Origin of the sequence: Lacibacterium aquatile, assembly GCF_042683105.1 — a bacterium.
Lineage (GTDB): Bacteria > Pseudomonadota > Alphaproteobacteria > Elsterales > Elsteraceae > Lacibacterium > Lacibacterium aquatile.
This window is the reverse complement of sequence record NZ_JBHUIP010000003.1, coordinates 522484-546066: the sequence shown is the minus strand read 5'-3', so window position 1 is coordinate 546066 and position 23583 is coordinate 522484. Positions and strand designations below refer to the sequence as shown.

Annotated in this window: 22 protein-coding genes; 12 read left to right on the top strand and 10 right to left on the bottom strand. The window is 61.8% G+C overall.

Annotated elements, in window-relative coordinates; genetic code table 11:
- Nucleotides 1–15: 15 nt before the first annotated feature.
- From ACFSM5_RS04665 to ACFSM5_RS04650, 4 genes are all read right to left on the bottom strand, one after another.
- Complete coding sequence (locus tag ACFSM5_RS04665; protein WP_379875085.1) at nt 16–708, bottom strand: amino acid ABC transporter permease; 693 nt, start codon at nt 706–708, stop codon at nt 16–18.
- Between the two features lie 6 nt (nt 709–714).
- The gene (locus tag ACFSM5_RS04660; RefSeq protein WP_379875084.1) at nt 715–1446 is read right to left on the bottom strand and encodes an amino acid ABC transporter permease; all 732 of its coding nucleotides are present in this window, start codon (nt 1444–1446) and stop codon (nt 715–717) included.
- Between the two features lie 118 nt (nt 1447–1564).
- Entirely contained in the window at nt 1565–2464 is a 900-nt protein-coding gene (locus ACFSM5_RS04655; RefSeq protein WP_379875083.1) for an amino acid ABC transporter substrate-binding protein, read from the bottom strand.
- A gap of 27 nt (nt 2465–2491) precedes the next feature.
- Complete coding sequence (locus tag ACFSM5_RS04650) at nt 2492–3463, bottom strand: LysR family transcriptional regulator (protein WP_379875082.1); 972 nt, start codon at nt 3461–3463, stop codon at nt 2492–2494.
- A gap of 208 nt (nt 3464–3671) precedes the next feature.
- Here ACFSM5_RS04650 and dgcN point away from each other — a divergent pair, with 208 nt between their 5' ends.
- The 4 genes from dgcN (at nt 3672) to hemF (ending at nt 7477) form a co-directional block, all read left to right on the top strand.
- A complete protein-coding gene (gene dgcN / locus ACFSM5_RS04645) occupies nt 3672–4706 on the top strand; it encodes an N-acetyltransferase DgcN (protein ID WP_379875081.1) in 1035 nt (344 codons plus the stop codon).
- Between the two features lie 2 nt (nt 4707–4708).
- Nucleotides 4709–5692: an N-acetyl-D-Glu racemase DgcA gene (gene dgcA, locus ACFSM5_RS04640; protein ID WP_379875080.1), complete on the top strand. Its 984-nt coding sequence runs from the start codon at nt 4709–4711 to the stop codon at nt 5690–5692.
- A 469-nt stretch (nt 5693–6161) separates the two neighbouring features.
- Nucleotides 6162–6614, top strand: a complete 453-nt coding sequence (locus tag ACFSM5_RS04635; protein WP_379875079.1) for a tRNA (cytidine(34)-2'-O)-methyltransferase — start codon at nt 6162–6164, stop codon at nt 6612–6614.
- A complete protein-coding gene (hemF, locus tag ACFSM5_RS04630) occupies nt 6611–7477 on the top strand; it encodes an oxygen-dependent coproporphyrinogen oxidase (RefSeq protein ID WP_379875078.1) in 867 nt (288 codons plus the stop codon). Before ACFSM5_RS04635 ends, hemF begins: the two co-directional genes overlap by 4 nt.
- A 338-nt stretch (nt 7478–7815) precedes the next feature.
- On the opposite strand, the gene ACFSM5_RS04625 is transcribed toward hemF, so the two are convergent.
- Nucleotides 7816–9264 carry a serine hydrolase gene (locus ACFSM5_RS04625; protein ID WP_379875077.1) on the bottom strand — a complete coding sequence of 483 codons (1449 nt, stop codon included), beginning with the start codon at nt 9262–9264 and terminating at the stop codon, nt 7816–7818.
- Between the two features lie 143 nt (nt 9265–9407).
- On the opposite strand from ACFSM5_RS04625, the gene ACFSM5_RS04620 reads away from it, so the two are divergent.
- The 6 genes from ACFSM5_RS04620 to ACFSM5_RS04595 all read left to right on the top strand — a co-directional run bounded on the left by ACFSM5_RS04620 (nt 9408) and on the right by ACFSM5_RS04595 (nt 15276).
- Complete coding sequence (locus tag ACFSM5_RS04620; protein WP_379875076.1) at nt 9408–10088, top strand: hypothetical protein; 681 nt, start codon at nt 9408–9410, stop codon at nt 10086–10088.
- Nucleotides 10089–10246: 158 nt separating this feature from the next.
- Nucleotides 10247–10915 carry a phasin family protein gene (locus tag ACFSM5_RS04615; RefSeq protein WP_379875075.1) on the top strand — a complete coding sequence of 223 codons (669 nt, stop codon included), beginning with the start codon at nt 10247–10249 and terminating at the stop codon, nt 10913–10915.
- 323 nt (nt 10916–11238) lie between these two features.
- Entirely contained in the window at nt 11239–11565 is a 327-nt protein-coding gene (gene clpS, locus ACFSM5_RS04610; RefSeq protein ID WP_379875074.1) for an ATP-dependent Clp protease adapter ClpS, read from the top strand.
- A gap of 5 nt (nt 11566–11570) precedes the next feature.
- On the top strand, nt 11571–13907 hold the full coding sequence (gene clpA, locus ACFSM5_RS04605; protein ID WP_379875073.1) for an ATP-dependent Clp protease ATP-binding subunit ClpA: 2337 nt from the start codon (nt 11571–11573) through the stop codon (nt 13905–13907).
- A 212-nt stretch (nt 13908–14119) separates the two neighbouring features.
- Nucleotides 14120–14527, top strand: a complete 408-nt coding sequence (locus ACFSM5_RS04600; protein WP_379875072.1) for a hypothetical protein — start codon at nt 14120–14122, stop codon at nt 14525–14527.
- Nucleotides 14518–15276: a metallophosphoesterase family protein gene (locus ACFSM5_RS04595; RefSeq protein WP_379875071.1), complete on the top strand. Its 759-nt coding sequence runs from the start codon at nt 14518–14520 to the stop codon at nt 15274–15276. The genes ACFSM5_RS04600 and ACFSM5_RS04595 overlap by 10 nt, the downstream gene beginning before the upstream one ends.
- 3 nt (nt 15277–15279) lie before the next feature.
- Here ACFSM5_RS04595 and ACFSM5_RS04590 read toward each other — a convergent pair whose 3' ends face one another.
- On the bottom strand, nt 15280–16194 hold the full coding sequence (locus tag ACFSM5_RS04590) for a hypothetical protein (RefSeq protein ID WP_379875070.1): 915 nt from the start codon (nt 16192–16194) through the stop codon (nt 15280–15282).
- Nucleotides 16121–16633 (bottom strand): hypothetical protein, encoded by a 513-nt coding sequence (locus ACFSM5_RS04585; RefSeq protein WP_379875069.1) that lies wholly within the window; start codon nt 16631–16633, stop codon nt 16121–16123. Before ACFSM5_RS04585 ends, ACFSM5_RS04590 begins: the two co-directional genes overlap by 74 nt.
- A gap of 100 nt (nt 16634–16733) precedes the next feature.
- Between ACFSM5_RS04585 and maiA the strand changes: the two genes are divergently transcribed.
- Nucleotides 16734–17378 carry a maleylacetoacetate isomerase gene (gene maiA / locus ACFSM5_RS04580; RefSeq protein ID WP_379875068.1) on the top strand — a complete coding sequence of 215 codons (645 nt, stop codon included), beginning with the start codon at nt 16734–16736 and terminating at the stop codon, nt 17376–17378.
- A 77-nt stretch (nt 17379–17455) separates the two neighbouring features.
- On the opposite strand, the gene infC is transcribed toward maiA, so the two are convergent.
- Together infC and thrS are read right to left on the bottom strand one after the other, a co-directional pair.
- Nucleotides 17456–17971 (bottom strand): translation initiation factor IF-3, encoded by a 516-nt coding sequence (gene infC, locus ACFSM5_RS04575; protein ID WP_379875067.1) that lies wholly within the window; start codon nt 17969–17971, stop codon nt 17456–17458.
- A 92-nt stretch (nt 17972–18063) separates the two neighbouring features.
- Nucleotides 18064–19983 carry a threonine--tRNA ligase gene (gene thrS, locus ACFSM5_RS04570; RefSeq protein WP_379875066.1) on the bottom strand — a complete coding sequence of 640 codons (1920 nt, stop codon included), beginning with the start codon at nt 19981–19983 and terminating at the stop codon, nt 18064–18066.
- 142 nt (nt 19984–20125) lie between these two features.
- On the opposite strand from thrS, the gene ACFSM5_RS04565 reads away from it, so the two are divergent.
- Complete coding sequence (locus ACFSM5_RS04565; RefSeq protein WP_379875064.1) at nt 20126–21016, top strand: EamA family transporter; 891 nt, start codon at nt 20126–20128, stop codon at nt 21014–21016.
- Nucleotides 21017–21321: 305 nt separating this feature from the next.
- Here ACFSM5_RS04565 and ACFSM5_RS04560 read toward each other — a convergent pair whose 3' ends face one another.
- Entirely contained in the window at nt 21322–23568 is a 2247-nt protein-coding gene (locus tag ACFSM5_RS04560) for a CHASE2 domain-containing protein (RefSeq protein ID WP_379875063.1), read from the bottom strand.
- Between the last annotated feature and the right edge of the window lie 15 nt (nt 23569–23583).

The following is a 23583-nucleotide window of genomic DNA, read 5'->3' as shown; positions in this document are numbered from 1 at the left end:
GAATACGACCCTGGATTAGCGGATGATCGCGATGCGCTTCTGCAAGCGCTTCACAAGCATCGAGGCGGTAAAGGAAATCGCGAAATAGACGACGGCGGCGAAGAGATACATCTCAACCAGACGCCCGTCGCGCTGGGCGACCTTGCTGGCCGCACCCAGGAAGTCGGTGACCGACAGCACGTAGACGAGCGAGGTATCCTGGAACAGCACGATGGTCTGGGTCAGCAGCACCGGCGCCATGTTCCGGAACGCCTGGGGCAGCACGACATAGCTCATCACCTGGCGATAGGTGAGACCCAGCGCATAACCGGCGCCCACCTGACCCTTGGAGATCGACTGGATGCCCGCACGCATGATTTCAGAGAAATAGGCCGCTTCGAACAGCGTGAAGGTGATGAGGCAGGAGGCAAAGGCGCCGACCTGCATCGGGCGCGAGGCCCCGGTCGCCCATTGCCCGAGATAGGGCACCAGGAAATAGAACCAGAAGATCACCAGCACCAGCGGCAGCGAGCGCATCAGGTTGACGTAACCGGCCGCGATCTTCGGCAGCACGGGGAGCGACCCCAGCCGCATCAGCGCCAGGATCGTGCCCAGCACGATACCGCCCAGCGTCGCCAAAGCCGTCAGCATCAGCGTGAAGGTCATGCCCTCCAGGAACAGGTAGGGCAGCGTGCGGGCGATGATTTCGAAATCGAGATTAGCGAACATAATGCCTCACTTCCCCGCCACATAACCGGGCACGGCAACCGAACGCTCAAGCCAGCGCATCAGAACCGTCACCAGAAGGTTGAGGACGAGGTAGATAAGGGTCGCAGCCGTGAAAGCCTCGAACACCTGGAAGGAGAATTCCTGAATGGCGCGGGCGCGCGCCGTCAGTTCGATCAGACCGATGGTGAGACCGACCGAGGTATTCTTGATGGTGTTCAGCAGCTCGGAGGTCAGCGGCGGCAGAATGATGCGATAGGCCATCGGCAGCAGGACATAGCCGTAAGTCTGCCCGGTGGTGAGACCCAGGGCGAGACCGGCCATCTTCTGCCCGCGCGGCAAGGCGTTGATGCCTGCGCGCAGCTGTTCGGCGACACGCACCGACATGAAGAAACCCAGGCCGATCATGGTCGTCCAGAAGGGCGCGTTCGGCAGCTGTTTCAGCCACAGTCCCGCCGCTTCCGGCAGTAGTTCCGGCAACACGAAGTACCAGAGGAACAGCTGCACCAGGAACGGGATGTTGCGGAAAAACTCGACGTAAGCCCCGGCGATCCGCTGCACGGCGCGCGACGGCAAGGTGCGCGCGACGCCGACGATGGATCCGAGGATCAGCGCCAGAACCCAGGCGCATAGGGCCGTGACGAGCGTCCATTGCAGCCCCGTCATCAGCATATCGAAATAGGTCCCGACCCCTTCTGGCGAAGGCTGCCAGAAGATGCCCCAGTTCCAATTGTAATTCATGCGCCCCGCCGCCCCTGTTGAGAGCCAGTTCTTTTAAGAAAGGCGGCGACCGAGTGGCCGCCGCCTCCTTTTTGATCATGCCACAGCCATCAAGGCCGGGCAGTCACTTCGTTCAGACTTATTGGTAGGACTTCGGATCCGCGCTATCGGACGGATTGGCAAAGGCCTTCTTCTGGGCTGCCGACATCGGAACGTTGAAGTTCAGACCCTTCGGGGGAACCGGCGAGGTGAACCACTTGTTGTAGAGGGCTTCGCCTTCCGGGCTCTTGTAGAGAGCGGCCGTGGTCTTATCGACCAGCGCCTTGAACTCGGCATCGCCCTTGCGGACCATGATGCCGTAGGGTTCGGGCATCGAGAAAGCTTCAGCCGACAGCTGATAGTCAGCCGGAGCCTTGGAGCTGGCAACGAGGCTGGCGAGCAGGATGTCGTCCATCACGAAGGCAACTGCGCGGCCGGTTTCGACCATCAGGAAGGCTTCGGCATGGTCCTTGGCGGCCAGGATGTTCATGCCGAGCTTGCGCTCGGTATTCACATTATTGACCTGCTGGATGTTGGTCGTGCCCGAGGTCGAGACGATGGTCTTGCCCTTCAGGTCATCGATCTTGGTCAGGTTGGCCGACTTCTTCGAAACGAAAGCCGAAGCGGTCAGGAAGTGGGTGTTGGTGAAGGACACCTGCTGCTGACGGTCGACGTTGTTGGTGGTCGAGCCGCATTCGATATCGATGGTGCCGTTGGCCAGCAGCGGAATACGGGTGGCCGAGGTGACCGGCGTATATTTCACTTCGAGGTTCGGCAGCTTCAGTTCGGCCTTAACGGCCTCCACGACCTTGTCGCAGATGTCCTTGGCAAAGCCGATCGGCTTCTGATTGTCGTCAAGATACGAGAAGGGGATGGAGGATTCACGGAAGCTGACGTTGAACACGCCGGTTTCCTTGATCTTCTTCAGAGTGCCATCCTGGGCGAAGGCCGGCGAAGCCATCAGGCCAGCGGCGGCTGCCAAAAGAACGAGTGTGCGCATTACCAAATTCCCTCTCTTTGGTGACGTTTATCCCCGCGCCAGACGTCGGCCGACTGCCCCGCCTGTACGCGTCCTTGGTTTTTGCGACGCCGAGAGATCGCTTGCCTCGGCATCGGCTAGCTTCGCCCAGAGACGGGCGAGCGCCGGGCGGTCGTTTGCCCGATCCTTGAAGACCACTACGGACAGCGGTGTGCTCCAGGGCGCACCGCCAAGCCGTACCAGTTTGTCTGCAGCGTCCCCCCGAATGCTGCTTTCCGGCAACCAGGCGACGCCGTAGCCCGATAGCGCCATTTCGCGCAACACATCCGTCATGTCGCACTCGAGAACCCGGTTGCCATGCAGGCTGGCCGGGGCGGATTCGAGGATGGCATCCACCAGACGCGCGAAATAAATCCCCCGCGAATACATCAGCAGCGGCAAGGGTTTCGCGGGATGCCCCGGCCAAGTATAGCCGCCTTCGACGAATAGGTCCCGGCGGACATAGGGGCTAAGGGCGTCGGTCGCGATCTGCACCCGTTCGAACCGTTCGGGATCGAGATGCACAGGTTCCTGGGCATTATGGAAACACATCATGAGATCCATGTTGCCCGAGACGATATCGGTCGCGAGATCGTGGATATTGCCGACCAGCAGCGAGGCAGTCACCTTGCGGGTGGCAGTCCAATCGGCCCACCAGCCCGGCAACCGCGTCGTCGCCAGCGCGAAGGGAATTCCGATCCGGATGTGGTCTGCCCGTGCGCCCGCTTCTCCCGAAACTTCGGCCCTGGCATCGGACAATTGCCGCAGGATTTCTGAGGCGTGATGGCGGAACTGCTCGCCTTCCTTGGTCAGGCGTGTCGGAAAGAAACTACGGTCGATCAGCGGGGCGCCGACCCAGGCCTCAAGGCTTTGCACCCGACGCGAAAAAGCCGCCTGAGAGGTATTCCGTAGGGCAGCCGCACGGGTGAAATTCCCCGTCTCGGCCACCGCCAGGAAATCCTGCAGCCAGCGGACATTCATTGCGTAAATCCCCTCTTGCCGGGGCTGGCCCCGGTGCAATCGGCGGTTATGTGACAGGTCCGGTTCGACATCGGGGCCGATTGTATCCACAGGCTCGGCGGACCATCCAATGCAGATATTGCATCAATAATGCTCAAATGGCATTGGCCTTTAACGGGCGGCCTTCCCATCATGCGGTCACACCAAGCAAACACGGGTCGCCTCCACCATGCAGATCAATCCCCCCTACCTCATGTTCCTGGGCGATGTTCACGACCAGTTGGCCGCGAAGACCGCCCAGGGGATCGTCGACTGGCGCGCTGAATGGTGCGTCGGCCAGTTGCGCCTGCCGAACTGCAAGGCGGACCTCGGCATCGCCGACATGACCATCGCCGGGGCCAAGGCCAAGGGCGTCAAGACGCTGATCGTGGGGGTTGCGAACGCTGGCGGCGTCCTGCCCGATCATTGGACTTCGGTCATCGTCGAAGCCATCGAGGCGGGGATGGATGTCGCCTCCGGTCTGCATACCAAGCTGGGCTCCAAGCCGGAAATCGCCGCCGCCGCTGCCAAGCATGGCCGCACCCTTTTCGACGTCCGCCATTCGGACATGACCTTCGCCACCGGCAAGGGCGACAAGCGCCCGGGCCTACGTCTGCTGACCGTCGGCACCGACTGCTCGGCCGGTAAGAAATACACCGCGCTCGCCCTGGAAAAGGAAATGCGCGCCCGCGGCCTGGATGCCGATTTCCGCGCCACCGGCCAGACGGGTGTCTTCATCTCCGGTCGCGGCTGCGCTATCGATGCGGTGGTCGCCGACTTCATCTCCGGCGCCGTCGAATGGATCGCGCCCGCCGCCGATGCCAATCACTGGGATCTGATCGAAGGCCAGGGTTCGCTGTTCCACCCGTCCTTCGCCGGCGTCTCCATGGGTCTGCTGCATGGCGCTCAGCCGGATGCCTTCGTCGTCTGCCATGAACCGACCCGCACCACCATGCGCGGCGTGAAGACCCCGCTGCCCTCCATCGCCGATGTCATCGACCTGACTCTGCGCTGCGGCAAGCTGACCAATCCGGCCATCAAGCCGCTGGGCATCGCCGTCAATACCAAGGCCCTGGGTGAAGCCGAGGCCAAGAAGTATCTGGCCGATCTGTCGGCGGAATATGGCCTGCCCGCCACCGATCCGATCCGCTTCGGCGTCGGCGTGCTGGTCGACAAGCTGGTCGCCGACTATCCGCAGTCGGGTAAGCTGGCCCGCGTCGGCTGATCATGGCACGCACTCTTTCTGTCTCGATCGAGCGTTTCCCAATCGCGGGGTCCTTCCGGATCTCGCGCGGGAGCCGCACCGAAGCCGTGGTCGTCGTCGCGACCATCGAGGACAACGGCATCATCGGCCGGGGCGAATGTGTCCCCTACCCCCGCTATGGCGAGACGGTCGAAGGCGTTGCCGAACTGATCCAGGCCCAAGCCGCCGCCATCGCCGGTGGCCTGACCCGCGCCCAGTTGCAGGACGTGCTGCCGGGTGGCGCGGCGCGGAATGCGCTTGATTGCGCGCTGTGGGATCTCGAAGCCAAACAGACGGACAAGCCGGTGTGGGAACTGGCAGGCCTGCCCGCCCCGCGCCCGACCATCACCGCTTATACCTTGAGCCTGGGCGAGCCTGCAGAGATGGAAGCCGCTGCTGCAAAAGCATCGGCCCGCCCCCTTCTGAAGGTGAAACTGGGCGGCGTCGGCGATCCGGAGCGTATCCGCGCGGTGCGTCGCGGCGCCCCATCCTCGACCCTGATCGTCGATGCGAACGAGGCCTGGGACAAGGACACCATCGAAGAAAATCTGGCTGCCTGCCGGGAAGTTGGCGTCGCCCTTATCGAACAGCCGCTGCCCGCTGCAAACGACAGCCTGCTCGCCAGCATCAAGTCGCCGATCCCCATCTGCGCCGATGAAAGCGTGCATGAGCGTCATGGCCTTGCCGATGTCGCCACGCGCTATCAGGCGATCAACGTCAAGCTCGACAAGACCGGCGGCCTGACCGAAGCCGTTGCCCTGGTGACTGAAGCCAAAAGCCTGGGCCTTGGCCTCATGATCGGCTGCATGGTCGGCACGTCGCTGGCGATGGCGCCCGCCATGCTGCTGGCCGCAGGCGCTGATTTCGTCGATCTCGATGGGCCTCTGCTGCTGGCAAAAGACCGCGAACCGGGCCTTAAGTTCGAAGGCAGCGAGATCACACCGGCGGAACGTGAGCTCTGGGGGTAAAAACTCGTCTTCCCGTGACTTGACCACGGGATCTCCAATCATTTGTGTTTGTCGTCATCCCGTGGCCTGACCACGGGATCTCCAATCATTTGTGTTTGTCGTCATCCCGTGGCCTGACCACGGGATCTCCAATCATTTGTGTTTGTCGTCATCCCGTGGCCTGACCACGGGATCTCCTCCGGGAGCCTGTCCCCACTCTCGCTGTCATCCCGGCCTCCGAGCCGGGATCCGGCCACCTGGATGGCCAGTCTATAGCGTCAGAGGCATGCAATTGCCGTCGGCCGGATCCCGGATCAAGTCCGGGATGACAAGGTTTTTGTTGGTTCGAAACGCCCCCGGAGGAGACCCCGGGATCAAGTCCCGGGGTGACGATCTTTGGGAGAGGCGACAAAACAGTTCGCTCCCAAGGCCACCCTATACCCAAAGATACTTGTGATTAGGCTTCCGCTCGCCTATCCCTCTGCCCACCATGCGCCTTGTCCTTTTCCAGCCCGATATCGCCCAGAACGCCGGAACCATCCTGCGGCTGGCGGCCTGCCTTGGTGTCGGTGTCGATGTGATCGAGCCCTGCGGCTTTCCCTTCGATGCCGCAAAGTTCCGCCGGGCGGGCATGGATTACCTGGATCAGGTTGACTGGCAGCGCCATTCCTCCTGGCAAGCTTACCTCGCAACCGAGCCCCAGGGGCGGCTCGTGCTGCTGTCGACCAAGGCATCGACCCGGCTTGAAGGTTTCGAGTTCCAGCCCGGCGACCGGCTGCTGTTCGGCCAGGAAAGCGCAGGCGTCCCGGCGGAGGTCGCCGAGATCGCCGACGCTGGCGTGCGCATTCCGCTAGCACAGGGTGTCCGCTCGCTCAATGTGGCGGTCGCCGCCGCCATCACCGCTTTCGAGGCCCTGCGCCAGACCCAAGGACTACCGCAATGAGTGAGATCGACTGGACTGCCCGCAAACAGCAGGCTGCCCTTTGGTTCGAGGGGCTGCGCGACCGCATCTGCGCCGCCTTCGAAACCCTGGAGGAAAATTCCAGCGCCGCCCGTCCGGCCGGTCGGTTCGAACGCAAGACCTGGGAGCGCGACGGCACCGATGGCGAAAAGGGTGGCGGCGGCACCATGTCGCTGATGCGCGGCGGCCGGGTGTTCGAGAAGGTAGGCGTCAATATCTCTACCGTCCATGGCCGGTTTTCGGAAGAATTCCGCAACCAGATCCCCGGCGCGGCTGAAAACGGCGGGGAGTTCTGGGCGTCCGGCGTCTCCCTGGTCGCCCATATGCAGTCGCCGCTCGTGCCCGCCGTCCATATGAACACGCGGATGATCGTCACCTCCAAGGGCTGGTTCGGCGGCGGCGCGGATCTGACGCCGATGTATCCCGACGATCAGGATACCGCCGATTTCCACGGCGCCCTCAAGGCTGCCTGCGACGCCCATGATCCGGCCTATTATCCCAAGTATAAAAACTGGTGCGACGAGTATTTCTTCCTGAAGCATCGGAACGAGGCACGCGGCGTTGGCGGGATCTTCTTCGACGGCCTTGCCAGCGGCGACTGGGAGGCGGACTTCGCCTTCACCCGCGATGTCGGCAGCGCCTTCCTGGATATCTATCCCAAGATTGTCGCCCGCCATTGCGAACGTCCCTGGACGGACGAGCAGCGCCGCCATCAGCTGATCAAGCGCGGCCGTTATGTCGAGTTCAACCTGCTCTATGATCGCGGGACGACCTTCGGCCTCAAGACCGGCGGCAACATCGAAGCGATTTTGATGTCGCTCCCCCCGGAAGTCTCCTGGCCTTAAGCGTCGCTCGGCCGAAGACACGATCTGCGTCGTTGCTACGCTGCTCGAATGCTCACGTACAGACGTACGCTCCGCTTCTGCGCGGCTAGGCGCCTAGCATCTCATGCCTTCCGCCTTCGCTTCTAAAGCAGAAGAAAAAGGGGGCACGGCTTGGCCACACGAGATCCCGGATCAAGTCCGGGATGACGAGTTCTTTTTTGTCGGCTTTAAAAGCGAAGGCCTGACGTATGAGATGCTAGGCAGCGGGAAGCACAGGCGCGGAGCGTACGTCCCGTACGTGAGCACCGAGCATTTCCGGTAACGATGCAGATCGTGCGTCAGGGCGAGCGCCGCCCGCCCTAGAGCATTGGGGAGTTCGGGCCTAGCGCGACACACGCCTGCTGCTGCTTCATCAGAACCTGACAGGCGGCGCGGGCAGCAGTTTCATCGAAGCCGGACAGGCGCGAGCGGAAGACCTTCGTGCCGCCGACCTTGCCCGGCGCAATGGAAACAGCACCACGCCCGACGGAGGATTTGGCACGGTCAGCCGTGACACGGGCAGCCTGATCGGAGGAGAAGGAGCCAACCTGGATGATCCAGGTGCCGCCCTTGCCTGCAACAGCCGGAGCGGGGGCTTGAGCCGCAGCGCCCTTGGCAGGAGCGGGAGCAACCTGGGGCACCATCCGTGCCGAGGCAACCTGCACCGGCTTGGCGGGCGTCTTGAAAGGCTTGCCGACTTCAAGCTTAGCATTGGCCAGACGGTCGCTCTCATCCTCGATCGGCTGGTTAGAAACCACCTGTCCCATGCGATTGACGACCGGCGTGACCTGGACGGTCTGCGGCTCAGGACGGGCCTCAGGCAGTGTCGGCAACGACTTGGCCAGCGCCGTCTGAACAGGCGTCGGCGCAGCAACGGCAACCGGCTTGGGAGCGGGTTTGGGCGCAACGGCAGCCACCAGCGGCTCCTCGACCCGGCCACGGCCCGGCTCGGTGCCGAACGAACGGTCGAGCAGCTTGGCCATATAATCGTCGCGGTTCTTGGGCGAGGTGCCACCGAAGACCGACGCCACCAGACGGCGGTTGCCGCGCTTGGCCGACGCGACGAGGTTGAAACCCGACGCGCGGATGAAGCCGGTCTTGATGCCATCCATGCCGTCGTAGGTCGACATCAGATGGTTATGATTGGCATGGGCGCGGCCCGCAAAGGTGAAGCTGCGGGTCGAGAACAGCGGATAGAATTGCGGAAAATCACGAATCAGCGCGCGGCCCAGCGCAACCATGTCGCGGGCAGTCGTCACCTGATCATTGTCCGGCAGACCGGAGGCATTCTTGAAGGTGGTGTTCGGCATGCCAAGACGACGCGCCTTCTGGGTCATCTGACGGGCAAAGCCGCTCTCAGAACCGCCCAGATGCTCGGCAATCACCACGGCGGCATCATTCGCCGACTTGGTAACAAGGCCCATGATGGCATCTTCGGTGCGCACGGTGCTGCCAGCCTTCAGGCCCAGCTTGGTCGGCGACTGTTCGGAGGCATATTCGGAAACGGCAATACGGTCGTCGAGCTTGAGACGGCCCTGCTCCACGGCTTCGAAAGCCATATAGAGCGTCATCATCTTGGTCAGCGACGCCGGATGACGCTGCGCATCGGCATTGTCCGCATGCAGCACTTCACCTGTCGCATAGTCGATCACGAAGGAAGCGGCCTTGTCATTGCGGGCGGCCTGAGCGACACCCATCTGAGCAAACACCAGAACAGCGGCAGCCGCAATCGAGGCCCCGAAACGTCCGATCTTCAACCCAAGCCGCATGTGTCATGCCCCCAAAACCGAACGCGGCAACCGTCTTACCGCACCGCACTGTTTAAGCTTCCCGATAGACAACAGACTATAGTTGCTTTTAAGAACTGTCCATAACCAATTGATGAGTCTGACTCATTCGTAAGAGGCCCTTCATGCCGTCACGCCAAACCGCAACAATTCTCTGCACCATTGCTGTGACCAGCATCATGACTGGTTGTGCCCAGCCGCCAAGCCTGAATGATCCGATCCAACGCCAGGGTCTCTGGTTCGGCGTCATGGAAGGGGCCGATCTGAAGCCCACTTGCGATGCGGGCGGAACCTTCTGGCGAGCGGTTTATAATGGCACGTACGAAAAACAAGTTCGGGTGTACACGCTCAAACAGACGGGAGCCACCTGGGAATTTTCCAGCTTCGCCAGGGACCAGATGAATTTTGCCACCGTCCCCGTCAATCTTGATGATCCGCTGGCGCCGATGCGGGGTCGCCAGACCGACCAGAAGCTCGACAAGGCAGCGGGCGATGCGCTTGACGGTCTCCTGCGTGCAGCTCATACGCCGCTGACCCACTCGCAAAATCTGGACGGCGACGGCTATTGGTGGCTGATCCACCATTGCGACAAGGGCGCCTGGACAACCGCCGCCCTGCGCCCACAGGACGGCCAGCGCTTTTCCGCCTTTGCCCCGGCACCTGCGCTGCAGAAACAGGCTGGCGATGCAGGCGCACTCGAGATGCCTCCTGCGGTTCCTGAGCGGATTAGGCAGGATGATCGCCGCTTCAACTTTACAATTACCGCGCGACCCAATGGCATCGCCTCCATGCCAAAGCTGCTCTAGCCAGAGTGGAAAGACGAAGGAATCGGGCATTTTATCTTTTTGTTGCAGTGCAGCAAAAATCCCCTTGACCCCAGAGAGAACTCTCCTCATATTCTAGCCTATCGCAGCGCACCATTCTTGGGAGCGAGTGCGAGATTGTGAGACTGACGGAGAGTTACATGACCACCTCGCCTAAAACGACGGTCAAGCGCCCCGCCGCTGTCGCCCCTGCCAAGGCGCCTGCGCCGAAGGTTGCTCCTGCCCCGGCCAAGGCCGCGGCGCCGGCAGCCGTGAAGGCCGTTGCCGCAGTGAAGAAGGTTGCCAAGACAGTCGCCGCCGAGGTGGCCCAGGCGCCAACTGCGGCCCTGACCTCGCCCGCCGCTCTGCCCGCACCCGCCGCCCTTCCGACCGGAGAAGACATCATGACCAGCACCACCCAGGCTTTCGAAACCTCGTTCACCGCCGCCAAGGCACAGTTCGAGAAGACCACCGCGACCCTTTTTGGCTCGTATGAAGAATTCACCACCTTCGGCAAGGACAATGTCGAAGCTTTTGTGAAGGCCCAGACCGCCTTCGTGAAGGGCTCGGAAGAGATCGGCAAGACCCTGGCCGCCCTGAGCCAGGCCAATTACGAAGCCGCCCTTGCCACCAGCAAGGCCTTCTTCGGCGCCACCACTTTCAACCAGGTCGTCGACCTGCAGAACGAAGTCGCCAAGACCTCGTTCGACAAGCTGGTTGCTGAAGGCACCAAGGTCAGCGAACTGGTTCAGAAGGTCGCCAACGAAGTCGTCGAGCCGCTGAAGGCCCGCGTCGATGTTGCGATCTCGAAGGCGACCAAGGCGGCCTAATTCGCCTGCCATCTTCGCGCCATCAACCCCCGGCAGGCTTGAGCTTGCCGGGGGTTTTATTTTGCCCTTATCCCGAGGGCGATCCACGGCGCCGCAAAAACATCCACCTTGCCCCCAATAAGGGCTGCCGAAGGCTGCGTTTTTGTGGTTCGATACTTATCCATGGGGATCGATGCCTGAACATCAAGAGCGAGGGAGCGCATAGCCGGTTGCACCGCGAAATCGGCCCCTCCTGTCAGGTTCGCCCCTTTTCGGCAGCGCTGACGATCTCATATGATTGGTACAGCGTCAGGTGAACGGATCTTGAAGCGTATCGAACGATAATGAGCGAAGACAACACAAACGGCGGCGATCGCACAAACACCGGCGTGGTCGTAAAGACCAAGCCGAAGACTAAAAAGCCGTCGATGTACAAGGTCCTGATGTTGAACGACGACTATACTCCCATGGAGTTTGTCGTTCACGTGTTGGAGCGGTTCTTTCAGAAGAACCGTGACGAAGCGACCCGTATCATGATGCACGTCCATCAAAAGGGCGTGGGCCTTTGTGGGGTTTTTACGTACGAAGTCGCGGAAACCAAAGTGACGGAGGTAATGGATTTTGCCCGCCGTCATCAGCACCCGCTGCAGTGCACTCTGGAGAAGGATTAGCGCCCATGCTGTCGCGGAACCTTGAGAAAAGCCTGCATCTCGCCCTGGATTTAGCGAATCAACGGCGGCATGAGTTTGCAACCCTCGAGCATCTGCTGCTCTCTCTCACCGAGGATCAGGACGCCATCGCCGTCTTCCGCGCCTGCGGATTGGACGTGGATAAGCTGCGCCGGGATCTAACCAATTATCTCGATAACGAGCTGGCGAACATCGTTTCGCCGCGCGGCGAGGAAGCCAAGCCGACGTCAGGCTTCCAGCGCGTCGTCCAGCGTGCGGTCATCCATGTGCAGTCAAGCGGCCGGTCGGAAGTCACCGGCGCCAATGTGCTGGTCGCCCTCTTCTCCGAACGCGAAAGCCACGCTGTCTATTTCCTGCAAGAGCAGGACATGTCGCGCTTCGATGCCGTCAATTTCATCAGCCATGGCATCTCGAAAGTTCCGGGCAAGGCCGAACCGAAGCGCGTGACTGGCGCCGAGGAAGAAGAGCGCCCCGCCGCCGCCGCTGGTGCCGAGAAGCCCGGCAAGAAGGCGCATGAGGCCCTCGACAACTATTGCATCGACCTCAACAAGAAGGCCGGTCAGGGCAAGATCGATCCGCTGATCGGGCGCGAGAGCGAAGTCGAACGCACCATCCAGATCCTGTGCCGCCGCACCAAGAACAACCCGCTGTTCGTGGGTGATCCGGGCGTCGGCAAGACCGCGATTGCCGAAGGGCTTGCCCGCCGCATCGTCACCGGCGATGTGCCGGAAGTCCTGAAGGGCGCCACCATCTTCGGGCTCGATATGGGCGCGCTGCTGGCGGGTACCCGCTATCGCGGCGATTTCGAAGAGCGCTTGAAGGCCGTCCTGCAGGAACTGGAAGCCCATCCGAATGCCGTGCTCTTCATCGACGAGATCCACACCATCATCGGTGCGGGCGCTACCAGCGGCGGCGCCATGGATGCCTCGAACCTGCTGAAGCCGGCTTTGGCCTCGGGTTCGCTGCGCTGCATCGGCTCCACCACCTATAAGGAATACCGCAGCTACTTCGAGAAGGACCGGGCACTCGTCCGGCGCTTCCAGAAGATCGATGTGGCCGAACCCTCCATCGAGGATTCGGTGAAGATCCTGAAGGGTCTTAAGCCCTACTACGAGCAGCATCACCACGTGCGCTACACCAACGAGGCGATCAAGACCGCCGTCGAACTGGCCGCGCGCTATATCAACGACCGCAAGCTGCCCGACAAGGCCATCGACGTGATCGACGAAGTCGGCGCCTACCAGATGCTGCTGCCGCCCTCCAAGCGGAAGAAGACCATCACGGTGAAGGACGTCGAAGCCGTGGTCGCCAAGATCGCCCGCATCCCGCCAAAGGCCGTCTCCAGCGACGACCGGGCGCTGCTGGCAACCCTGGACCGCGACCTGAAGACCGTCGTCTTCGGGCAGAACGAGGCGATCGAAGCCCTGTCGACCGCGATCAAACTGTCGCGCGCCGGACTGCGCGATGCCGAAAAGCCCATCGGTTCCTACCTCTTCTCCGGTCCGACCGGCGTGGGTAAGACCGAAGTGGCGCGTCAGCTGGCCCGTCTGCTAGGGATCGAACTCAAGCGCTTCGACATGTCGGAATATATGGAGCGCCACTCCATCAGCCGCCTGATCGGCGCGCCTCCGGGCTATGTCGGGTTCGACCAGGGCGGTCTTTTGACCGATGCCGTCGATCAGACGCCGCATTGTGTTCTGCTGCTGGATGAAATCGAAAAGGCCCATCCGGACCTTTTCAACATCCTGCTGCAGGTCATGGACCACGGCAAACTGACCGATCACAACGGCAAGAATGTCGACTTCCGCAACGTCATCCTGATCATGACGACCAATGCGGGCGCGGCCGACATGGCCAAGAATGCCTTCGGCTTCGAGCGCGACAAGCGGGTCGGCGAGGATAAGGAAGCGATCGAGCGGATGTTCACGCCCGAATTCCGCAACCGCCTCGACGCCATCGTGCCGTTCGCGAATCTGACGCCGGAAGTGATGGACCGTGTGGTCGACAAGTTCGTCATCCAGCTGGAAAGCCAGCTTGCCGAACGTCACGTCAATATCGAGCTGACGGACGCGGCCAAGGCCTGGCTGTCCAAGAAGGGCTTCGATCCGCTCTATGGCGCGCGTCCGCTGGGCCGTATCATCCAGGAGCACGTCAAGAAGCCGCTGGCCGACGAACTGCTGTTCGGCAAGCTCGTCCACGGCGGCACCGTCCAGGTCGATGCCGACAAGGATGGCGACAAGCTCAAGTTCCTGGTCACCTCTGCTCCCGGACGCTCCAAGCGGTCGGAAGATCAGGAAGAAGGCGAACAGGAACTGGTGGAATAGCCAGGACACGCTTGTAGCAAAAAAGGCCATCCTTCTCAGCGAAGGGTGGCCTTTCTCTTTTCTGCGACTCGGTTTCTGCGGGCCGCAGAGAAACGACAATCCATTCAAGTTTCAAGCACTCGGCTTTTTAAGCGTATTGCGCGGATTTCGCTTTATGAAGCAGGGCGTCGTGGGCATGCTGGCGCCAATATCCAGGTCATGGAGTGGGGACGATGGGGCTGACGATGCCCTGGCTTTTGGGGATTTTAGCTGCAGTGCTGATCGCCGGAGCCTGGATCAAGGCAGGCTGGCGGGGCGGACTGAAGACCGTCCTGGTGCTGCTCGCGCTTGCGGGTGGCGTTTCCATCGCCCTGTCCCCCAATTGGATGCTGTACCTCAGCATCACCGCCATTACCGTGAGCGTCTGCGCGATCATCCTGCAGATCTGGCGCGAGTCCTATCGCGACATGATGGAGAAGCGCCGGATCAAGGCGCATCGCCAAAATCATAAACTGAGTTTCGAAGAAAAAATGGCGATCCTAGATCGCCGTCAGGCTGCCCGCCGCCGCCCCATGACAGCCGGTGAGGCATCCGAACGTATGCAAGGTTTCCGATCGCGGCGAGGTGGTGGGTGGCGCTGAGTTTGACCCGATATTGCGTAGTCTCCGACATCCACGGCAACCTGCCCGCTTTGGAGGCCGTTCTGGCCGATGCGGCGCGCCGGGGGTTCGATCAGTTGGTCGATCTTGGCGATTCGCTCTCCGGCCCGCTCTGGCCCGCCGAGACGGCTGAGCGGCTGGAGGCCCTGCGCCCCATTGCCATCCGGGGAAATCACGAACGCCAGGTTCTGACCCTGGGCGACCGCATGGGGGAGAGCGATGCTTTCACAGCGGCGCGCCTTCGGTCCCGCCACATCGAGTATATCGAGGCGCTGCCAGCGGAACGGGAGCTGCCGGGCCGCATTCTGATGGTCCATGGCAGCCCGCGCTCGGACGTCGAATATTTCATGGAGATCCTAGACGGCGACCAGGTCCGCCCCCGCCGTCCGTCGGAGCTGATGCCGCTTCTGGGCAATGCCGGGGAGCAGCGCCTGATCCTCTGCGGCCACACCCACATTCCGCGCGCCGTCCAGGTGCCGAACGGTCCGCTGATCGTCAATCCGGGCAGCGTCGGTCTACAGGCCTATGAGGACGACCACCCCGTTCGCCATGTGATCGAGAACGGCCAGACGGCGGCGCGTTACGCCATCGTCACCGACCATGGCCGCGCCTTTACCGTCTCCCTGCTCCATGTCGCCTATGACCATGAGAGCGCGGCCCGCAAGGCCGAGAACGAAGGCCGTCCGGATTGGGCGATTGCCCTGCGTACCGGCAGGATGAGCCCCGCCTGACCCCTAGGGGGTTAGCGGCGGGGGTGGTATCTCCAGCGGACCAGCTTCCAGAGCAGAGGGCTCGATTTCCGGCGCGGCGGGCGCAGGCGTAACTGGCGCAGGCGGCGGCAGCGGCTCGGCCGTTACCGTGGTGGCAGCGGGAGTTTCAGGTACAGCCGTCACAGCCGACGGCGGGGCCAGCGGCGCTTCTACGACCGGGGTCGGAGCGGAGGGGGCGGAAACAGCCGCCGGGGCAGGTGTCACAGAAGCTGGCACCACAGGCGCCGGAACTCCCTGAGCCGGGGCGACCGGCGTCACCGTCACGGTAAAGGATTGCGCGGCGGGCGCGACAGCCGGCACCGGAGCCGGGGGCGGCGCCGTGACCGTCTCTGCAGCGGCCTTGGGCGGCAAGCCCAGCGTATCGACGATCAGGCGCGCCGGCGGCCCCTGGATCAGCAGCACCCGCTGACCAACCGGCAAGGGTTCGGTATCGACCTGGGTCAGGGACTGCAGCTTGCCGCCATCGACCTGGAACAGATACTCGTAGCCGACCTGTTCGTTCACGACGCTATCGACGGCCGCGCCGCCGATTCCGCCGATCACCGCACCGCCGATGGCCCCGAGGGCATTGGATCGCCAGTCGCCGCCGACGGCCGACCCACCAACGGCGCCAGCGCCGACACCCGTAAGGGTGCCGACCTGGCTGTTATTGCCGGTGACCGAAACCTTGCGGACGCTGAGGACCTGACCGCGCTCGACGAGGCTGACCTTCTGGGCCGCCTCCATGCTGTACATGTTGGAACGCGCGCCGTTGCTGGAACATGCCGCCAGAGCCAGCGGCATGGCCGTCAACAGCAGCAGTCGTTTAACCGTTGTGGATTTCCCACTTGCCGTCAGGACGCTGGCACGCTTGCCCAACCCCTGTTTCCAACTGACCATCAATGCGGATTGTCTGCTCATATTCTTTACAAATCTGACCGTTAGAAAGACTGCCGGTACGCCCGGTGGGCGTGAAAGTACCCGAAGCGTTGCCTTGGTTCCAGTTGATCGGTTGATTACTGTTCAGCGCCTGTTGCCGCGCCATCGTCGCGCTTTCGCACTGGCCGCGATCGATCGAGCGCCCGGCGAAGAAACCGCCTGCGGCGCCCAGCAGGGTACCAGCGACCGTGGCCGCCGTCTGTGTGCCGCTACCGGCCCCCTTCCAGCGCGATCCGAGGTAACCACCCGCAGCCGCACCACCCGCCGTACCGACGATCTTGCCCCAACCGAGATCGCTGCAGGAATCCCCGATCTGACCGGACCCGCCCGGATTGGCCGTACAACCGCCAACGCCGATTGCTGCTGCCAAAATAAGCATACCGATACTCGAGACCTTCACGATGTCGCCTCCATGATCCAAGATGGCTCATACCATCGACCTCGATCCTGGCTGAATTGCGGCCACCCGCCAGTTAACCTTCCGTCATCGACAGGTAATCATGCGCCTCTATGACTATTTCCGCTCGTCTGCGGCCTATCGCGTCCGCATCGCCCTCAACCTCAAGGGCCTGACGGCGGAGCGGGCATTTGTACATCTACGCAAGGGCGAGCAGCGCGGGGAAAGCTTTCTGGCCCTGAACCCGCAAGGCTTCGTTCCGGCCCTGGTGACCGACGAAGGGGCCATCCTGACCCAGTCGATGGCGATCATCGAATATCTCGACGAACTGCAGCCCCGGCCGTCCCTGCTGCCAGGCGATGCGGCGCAACGCGCGCGCCTGCGGGCGCTGGCGCAATTGATCGCCTGCGATATCCATCCGCTCAACAACCTGCGGATCCTCAAGTACCTCAAGCAGGATCTCGCGCTCGAGCAAGCGCAGATCGACGGCTGGGTCACCCATTGGATCGCGGAAGGATTTGCCGCCCTGGAAGCAGCCCTTGGCCCCACCGCCGGGCCTTTCTGCGTCGGCAACAATCCGACTCTGCCCGACGTCATCCTGGCGCCGCAGGTTTTCAGCGCCCGCCGCTTCAATGTGGAGATGAAGCCCTACCCCACCATCCGCCGCATCGCCGCCAATCTGGACGCGCACGAAGCCTTCGCCGCCGCCCACCCCATGAGCCAGCCGGATACGGAAGTGGGGAACTGAAGCGCTTCCCGGAAAAACAAAACCCCGCCGGATGATCGGGCGGGGTTCGGTTCAGGTCGTCTTGACGGGCAGGCGCCTTACTTGGGCGCCAGCACCATGATCATCTGACGGCCTTCCATCTTGGGCATCTGCTCGACCTTGGCAAGTTCCTCCAGGTCGTCACGCACCCGGATCAGCACCTGCATGCCGAGATCCTGATGGGCCAATTCGCGACCACGGAAGCGCAGGGTGACTTTCACCTTGTCGCCTTCATCGAGGAAGCGAATCATCGCCTTCATCTTCACATTATAATCATTGTCATCGATCGTCGGTCGGAGCTTGATCTCCTTGACTTCGATAACCTTCTGCTTTTTGCGCGCTTCGTTCTTCTTCTTCTGTTCTTCGAACTTGAACTTGCCGAAGTCGAGAATCTTGCAAACGGGCGGCGAAGCCTGCGCCGCTACTTCGACCAGATCGAGACCGACGTCATCCGCCCGCTCCAGCGCTTCCCGGAGTGAGACCACCCCGATCATTTCGCCATTCTGATCGACGAGGCGAACCTGCATCGAATTAATTTCGCCATTAACGCGCGGCCCGTCCCGGGTCGGCGCCATGTCCTGTGGAATCCTGGCTATGACTAGCCCCCTATGGTTGTCGATAAAAAGTGTAGATCGGTAACATCTAAGCAGGCCAACGGGCCGAGGGCTTACGCCCCCGGCACCGCCGCTTCTTCCCTTAGTCTAGTAAGGGCGTCGGTAAGCGCAAGCACTTCCTGCTTATCGCCACCTAAACGCCGCAATGTCACGGTCCGTTCCTCGGATTCGCGCTTACCCACGGCGATAATCACCGGGATCTTCGCGAGAGAATGATCACGGACCTTGTAGTTGATCTTCTCGGCCCGCAGGTCAAGGTCCGCCTTCAGCCCGGCCGCCTTCAGGGCCGCGTGCACCTCGGCAGCATAACCGTCGGCTTCGTTGGTGATGGTCGTGACGACCACCTGCGCCGGCGACAGCCAGAGCGGCAGACGACCCGCATAATGTTCGATCAGCATGCCGATGAACCGTTCGAGCGACCCGAGGATCGCACGATGCAGCATCACCGGGCGATGGCGGGCGCCATCTTCGCCGATATAGGTCGCATCCAGGCGTTCCGGCAACACGAAGTCGAGCTGCAGGGTCCCGCACTGCCAGGTCCGGCCGATGGCATCGGTCAGATGGAATTCCACCTTCGGGCCATAGAAGGCGCCTTCGCCCGGCAGTTCCTCGAACGCCAGACCGGCGGCATTCAAGGCGTCGCGCAGGCCCTGTTCGGCACGATCCCAGGTATTGTCCTCACCGGCGCGGACATCAGGACGCAGCGCCAGCTTGACCTGGATCGACTCGCCCGAGAAGCCGAGAGCCTCGTAAACCCCAAGCTGAAGCTTGAAGTAATCCAGGCTTTCGTCGCGGATCTGATCCTCACGGCAGAAGATATGCCCATCGTCCTGGGTGAAGGCACGCACGCGCATGATGCCGTGCAGACCGCCCGAGGGCTCGTTGCGATGGCAGGAGCCGAACTCGGCAAAACGTAAGGGCAGATCGCGATAGGACTTGATGCCCTGACGGAAGATCTGCACATGGCCGGGGCAGTTCATCGGTTTCAGACCGAACATCCGCTCCTCGTCCACCGCCACCTTGTACATGTTGTCGCCATACATGTCCCAGTGGCCCGACGCCTTGAAGAGGCTGCTGTCGATCAGCTGCGGAGTCTTCACCTCGACATAATCTTCCTGCAGTCGGCCGCGGATGAAATTTTCCAGGGTCCGGTAGAGCGCCCAGCCCTTCGGATGCCAGAAGATCATGCCGGCGGCTTCTTCCTGCTGATGGAAGAGGCCCATTTCCTTGCCAAGCTTGCGATGGTCGCGCTTCTCGGCCTCGGCCAGCTGGAACAGATACTGGTCGAGTTCCGCCTGGGTGCGCCAGGCCGTGCCGGTGATGCGCTGCAGCTGGGCATTCTTGGCATCGCCGCGCCAATAGGCACCCGACACGCGCATCAGCTTGAAGGCATGGCCGGTCTTACCCGTGGAGGGCAGATGCGGACCGCGGCACAGGTCGAGCCAGTCGCCCTGGCGATAGATCGACAGCGCCTCATTGGCGGGCAGCTGCGGGATCCATTCGGCCTTGAAGCTTTCGCCCTGCTTGGTGAACCACTCGATGGCCTGCTCGCGGCTCCATTCCTCGCGGATGAGCGGCAGGTCGCGGTCGACGATCTCATGCATGCGCTTCTCGATGACCTCAAGATCATCGGTCGAGAAAGGCTGCTCGCGATAGAAGTCGTAATAGAAGCCGGTTTCCGTCGCGGGACCGAAGGTCACCTGCGTGCCGGGGAACAGTTCCTGGACGGCCTGCGCCATAATGTGTGCGCAGTCATGGCGGACAAGTTCCAACGTCTCCGACGACTTGGCCGTGATGATCGAGACATTGGCGTCGGTAGTGATGGTGGCAGTCAGGTCTTTCAAGTCGCCGTTGACCTTAACCGCCAGAGCCGCCTTCGCCAGCCCCGGCCCGATCGAAGCGGCAATATCCGCGCCCGTGACCGGGCCGGGATACTCGCGCTGCGAGTTATCGGGAAGGGTAATCTTAATCATCTTATCCGTTACATTTAGTTGGAGATTTTGGGGCTGAAACCCTGCCTGTTCATGAGGCATTCCGTCAAGCGACGCAAACGCTCGGCTGATGTGTGTTTCCGGTTAGCGGCCGCAACTAAAATTGCCCTATAAAGCATCAATCATGATTTCCCAGATCCCCGTCGGAGAATTAGCCGCCCTGGGCGCCGCTGCCTGCTGGACCATCGGTCCGCTGCTGGGCACCAAGGTCGTGAAAGAAATCGGCTCGGTACGCTTCAACCGCGTGCGATCCGGGATTTTCTTCCTCATGACCTTTGCCGTGGCGCTACTGGCGGGCGACCTTGCCAGCATCACCCCGTCCGCCGCGCTGTGGCTGGGGCTTTCCGGCGTGATCGGCGTCACCTTCGGCGATCTGTTTCTCTTTGCCTCCTACAAGGCGGTCGGGCCGCGCCTGGGCTCGCTGCTCTATATGATGTCGGCGCCCTTCACGGTCGCGCTGGCCTGGCTGTTCCTGAATGAATATCTCTCGGGCCAGGCGCTGCTGGGCGGCCTTCTGACCTTAAGCGGCATCGGCCTGGCCCTGGCCCGCAAGGAACAGGAAGCCAAAGGCTTTGAAATGGAACCGGGCGCCTTGACCAAGGGCATCCTGTTTGGCCTGATCGCGGCCTTCGCCCAGGCGGCGGGCACCCTGCTGTCCAAGCCTGCCCTGGCGATGGGGGTAGAACCGCTGGCAGCCGCCCCGATCCGCACCGGGGCCGCCATGCTGGCCATGGCCATCGTCACCCTGCCCACCGCAGGCTTCCGCGCCTATTACGTCTCGCCGCGCCTGATCCCGCTGATCGTGACGCAGGCCATGTTCGGCTGCACCGGCATCATTCTGCTGCTGGTCGCCATCGCCAATACATCTGCCGGGATCGCAGCCATCCTGGCCGCCTTGCCGCCGATCATCATGCTGCCGATCCTACGCTTTGGCTTCGGCGCCCGTCTGTCGACCATCGCCTGGGCCGCGACCTTTGTCGCCTTTGCGGGCGTGGTGCTGATTCTGAGCCGGTAGTAAAGACCTCGTCATCCCGTGGCTTGACCACAGGATCTCCAAGCTTTCCTGCTTCTGTCGTCATCCCGTGGCTTGACCACGGGATCTCCTCCGGGAATCTGTCCCACTTAATCTCGTCATCCTCGGGCTTGACCCGAGGATCCATCTTTCAGCGCGCCGCGTAGAGCTGTAGTTCGGCAACCACCCTGGATCCTCGGGTCAAGCCCGAGGATGACGAGGTCTTCTTAAGGAAATGCACCCGGAGGAGATCCCGGGATCAAGTCCCGGGATGACAATCTCTTTTTGGGAACGTCGCGCCGTTCTCCCTATTTAGACGTCGCCACATAGACGCCATCCCAGTCGGCGGGGGGCGGGTCGGCGCGATATTCGGCAATGCGCTCTTCGTAAGTCTGATAGAGCGGGACGATGCCGAATGGTTCAGCGAGCACGCGTGCACGGCCGATCAGGGTCTCGCACTCATCCCAACGCTGACCACGATAGCAGGCCAGCATCTCGTCGTGCACTTCCTTCAGAGCTTTGAACTCGCCGCTCTGCGCCACCTCGGGCTTGCCGACCAGAGTGAAGATCGTCACCGGAATAGTCTTGCCCTTCACCCGGATCGAGTCGATTTCCAGCGTGGCATAATCCGGCACCAGCACCTGGGTCGCCTCGCCGATCACATTGTCGGTGTGATAGGGCTTGGACTGACCTTCCAGGCGAGAGGCAAGGTTCACGGCATCGCCCAGGACCGAATAGTTGAACTTCTGGTTCGACCCCATATTGCCGACGACGCAGGGACCGGAATTAAGACCCATACCGATGCCGATAGGAATCATCTTGGTCCCGTTCTTGGTCGCTTCGGCCTGGAGTTCTTCATTCAGCGCGACCAGGGCCGTCCGCATCTCCAGCACCGTATCGCAGGCGCTGCGGGCGTGATTAAGGTCTTCGAGCGGCGCGTTCCAGAACGCCATGATCGCATCGCCGATGTATTTATCGATATAGGCGCCATGGGCGAGCGCGATATCGGTCATCGGCGTCAGATAGCGGTTCATGAAGGCGGTCAGGCCCTGCGCATCGAACATTTCCGAGATGGTGGTGAAGCCACGCACGTCGGAGAAGAAGATGGTCATCTCGCGCGTTTCGCCACCCAGCTTCAGCTGGTCGGGATGTTCGGCCAGCTTATCGACCATCGCGGGCGACAGATAGAAGGCGAAGGTATTCTTGATCTGCTGCCGCTGCGCTTCTTCGCGGGTATAGCTGATATAGGTCGAGGTCATATACACCGCGAGCGCCACAATGACCGGCGCCGTAGCATCGATCAGGGTGCGGTCGTGCGCGAAATAATACCAGCTGACGCCGATCATTCCGGCGGTTGCCGCGATGAAGACACCCATGGTCCAGCGGGCGCCGACCGAGGCCATGGCGATCAGCATGAAGAGACCACCGCCGACAACCAGCGCACCTTCGATCATTTCCGCTTCAAGCGGCCGCTGGAGCAACGATTCGGCGAACACGCTTTCAATGAGCTGCGCGTGAACTTCCACGCCGGGAATGTTCTCATCGACGGCGGTGGTACGCAGATCTCGCAGGCCCGCAGCAGACGCTCCGAACAACACCAGCTTGCCCGCCATCTTCTTTGGGTCGAAGGTACCTGCCAGCACGTCCTTGGCCGGGATGTACCGTGACTCATCCAGCTTGGAATAATAAGGCCACATCAGGCCCATGCGATCGGTCGGGAAGATAATCCGACGGCTGCCTTGCATGAAGACATCCTGAATCCCCGTTCCCTCCGGGGTCAGGCGGATACCGATGGTCGAATTACCCGTGAACACCCGCAACATCTCAAGCGACAGGGCCGGATAGATCTTGTCTTCCGACCGGGCCACTACGGGGATGCGACGAACGACGTTGTCTTTTTCCGGATAGACTGTGAAAAGGCCGCGACCACCCGCGACATCCTCGAACATCTTCAGATTACCGACGAGGCTGGGGTAATTCTGCAGGAAAGGCCTTGGGTCGCCACCGATAGTAGCAATCGCAGCGGGTTCGGGGCGGACCAGATCGTCGGCGGCCTTAGTATCATCTGCCGCCTGCCCCAGGACCGATCGCGCCTGTTTCAGGACGTTGGCGAGAATGGCATCGGTCGACCCCATCCCCTTGAGGCGTCCGCGCATGTCCGGGTCGATATTGGGAAGAGTATCCGCCAGTAGGTCGGGCGAAAGGCGATCCGGTTCGGCAAAGACAATATCGAAGCCGACCAGTACGGCCCCCGCACGGTGGGCGTTCACCACCATCTGAGCGACCTTGTCGCGACCCCAGGGCCATTGCCCCACTTCAGCTAAGCTCCGTTCATCAAGATCGATGACGACGACGTTCTGCTCGGCGTTTTCACGCGGCTTGATCTTCTGATAGGTGTCGAAAACCTTCAGGCGGACAAATTCTACCGGCTCCGGGTTCCAGATGCGGACGATCGTAAGACCAACCAGCACCAGAAAAGCGATCCATTGCCCGCCGCCGAACAGCTTACGGAAAAACCTACCGACCCGGCCGCCGATTTTCTTGAGAATACCCACCGCTGAACGCCTCTT

Excerpts from the sequence above, each read along its gene's own strand:
- ACFSM5_RS04615 (WP_379875075.1), top strand. The coding sequence starts at position 10,247 with ATGACCACCTCGCCTAAAACGACGGTCAAGCGCCCCGCCGCTGTCGCC.
- clpS (WP_379875074.1), top strand. The coding sequence starts at position 11,239 with ATGAGCGAAGACAACACAAACGGCGGCGATCGCACAAACACCGGCGTG.
- ACFSM5_RS04565 (WP_379875064.1), top strand. The coding sequence starts at position 20,126 with ATGATTTCCCAGATCCCCGTCGGAGAATTAGCCGCCCTGGGCGCCGCT.
- dgcA (WP_379875080.1), top strand. The coding sequence starts at position 4,709 with ATGGCACGCACTCTTTCTGTCTCGATCGAGCGTTTCCCAATCGCGGGG.
- thrS (WP_379875066.1), bottom strand. The coding sequence starts at position 19,983 with ATGATTAAGATTACCCTTCCCGATAACTCGCAGCGCGAGTATCCCGGC.
- ACFSM5_RS04655 (WP_379875083.1), bottom strand. The coding sequence starts at position 2,464 with ATGCGCACACTCGTTCTTTTGGCAGCCGCCGCTGGCCTGATGGCTTCG.
- ACFSM5_RS04660 (WP_379875084.1), bottom strand. The coding sequence starts at position 1,446 with ATGAATTACAATTGGAACTGGGGCATCTTCTGGCAGCCTTCGCCAGAA.
- dgcN (WP_379875081.1), top strand. The coding sequence starts at position 3,672 with ATGCAGATCAATCCCCCCTACCTCATGTTCCTGGGCGATGTTCACGAC.
- maiA (WP_379875068.1), top strand. The coding sequence starts at position 16,734 with ATGCGCCTCTATGACTATTTCCGCTCGTCTGCGGCCTATCGCGTCCGC.
- ACFSM5_RS04665 (WP_379875085.1), bottom strand. The coding sequence starts at position 708 with ATGTTCGCTAATCTCGATTTCGAAATCATCGCCCGCACGCTGCCCTAC.
- ACFSM5_RS04650 (WP_379875082.1), bottom strand. The coding sequence starts at position 3,463 with ATGAATGTCCGCTGGCTGCAGGATTTCCTGGCGGTGGCCGAGACGGGG.
- ACFSM5_RS04635 (WP_379875079.1), top strand. The coding sequence starts at position 6,162 with ATGCGCCTTGTCCTTTTCCAGCCCGATATCGCCCAGAACGCCGGAACC.
- ACFSM5_RS04620 (WP_379875076.1), top strand. The coding sequence starts at position 9,408 with ATGCCGTCACGCCAAACCGCAACAATTCTCTGCACCATTGCTGTGACC.
- clpA (WP_379875073.1), top strand. The coding sequence starts at position 11,571 with ATGCTGTCGCGGAACCTTGAGAAAAGCCTGCATCTCGCCCTGGATTTA.
- ACFSM5_RS04590 (WP_379875070.1), bottom strand. The coding sequence starts at position 16,194 with ATGGTCAGTTGGAAACAGGGGTTGGGCAAGCGTGCCAGCGTCCTGACG.
- ACFSM5_RS04625 (WP_379875077.1), bottom strand. The coding sequence starts at position 9,264 with ATGCGGCTTGGGTTGAAGATCGGACGTTTCGGGGCCTCGATTGCGGCT.
- hemF (WP_379875078.1), top strand. The coding sequence starts at position 6,611 with ATGAGTGAGATCGACTGGACTGCCCGCAAACAGCAGGCTGCCCTTTGG.
- ACFSM5_RS04600 (WP_379875072.1), top strand. The coding sequence starts at position 14,120 with ATGGGGCTGACGATGCCCTGGCTTTTGGGGATTTTAGCTGCAGTGCTG.
- infC (WP_379875067.1), bottom strand. The coding sequence starts at position 17,971 with ATGGCGCCGACCCGGGACGGGCCGCGCGTTAATGGCGAAATTAATTCG.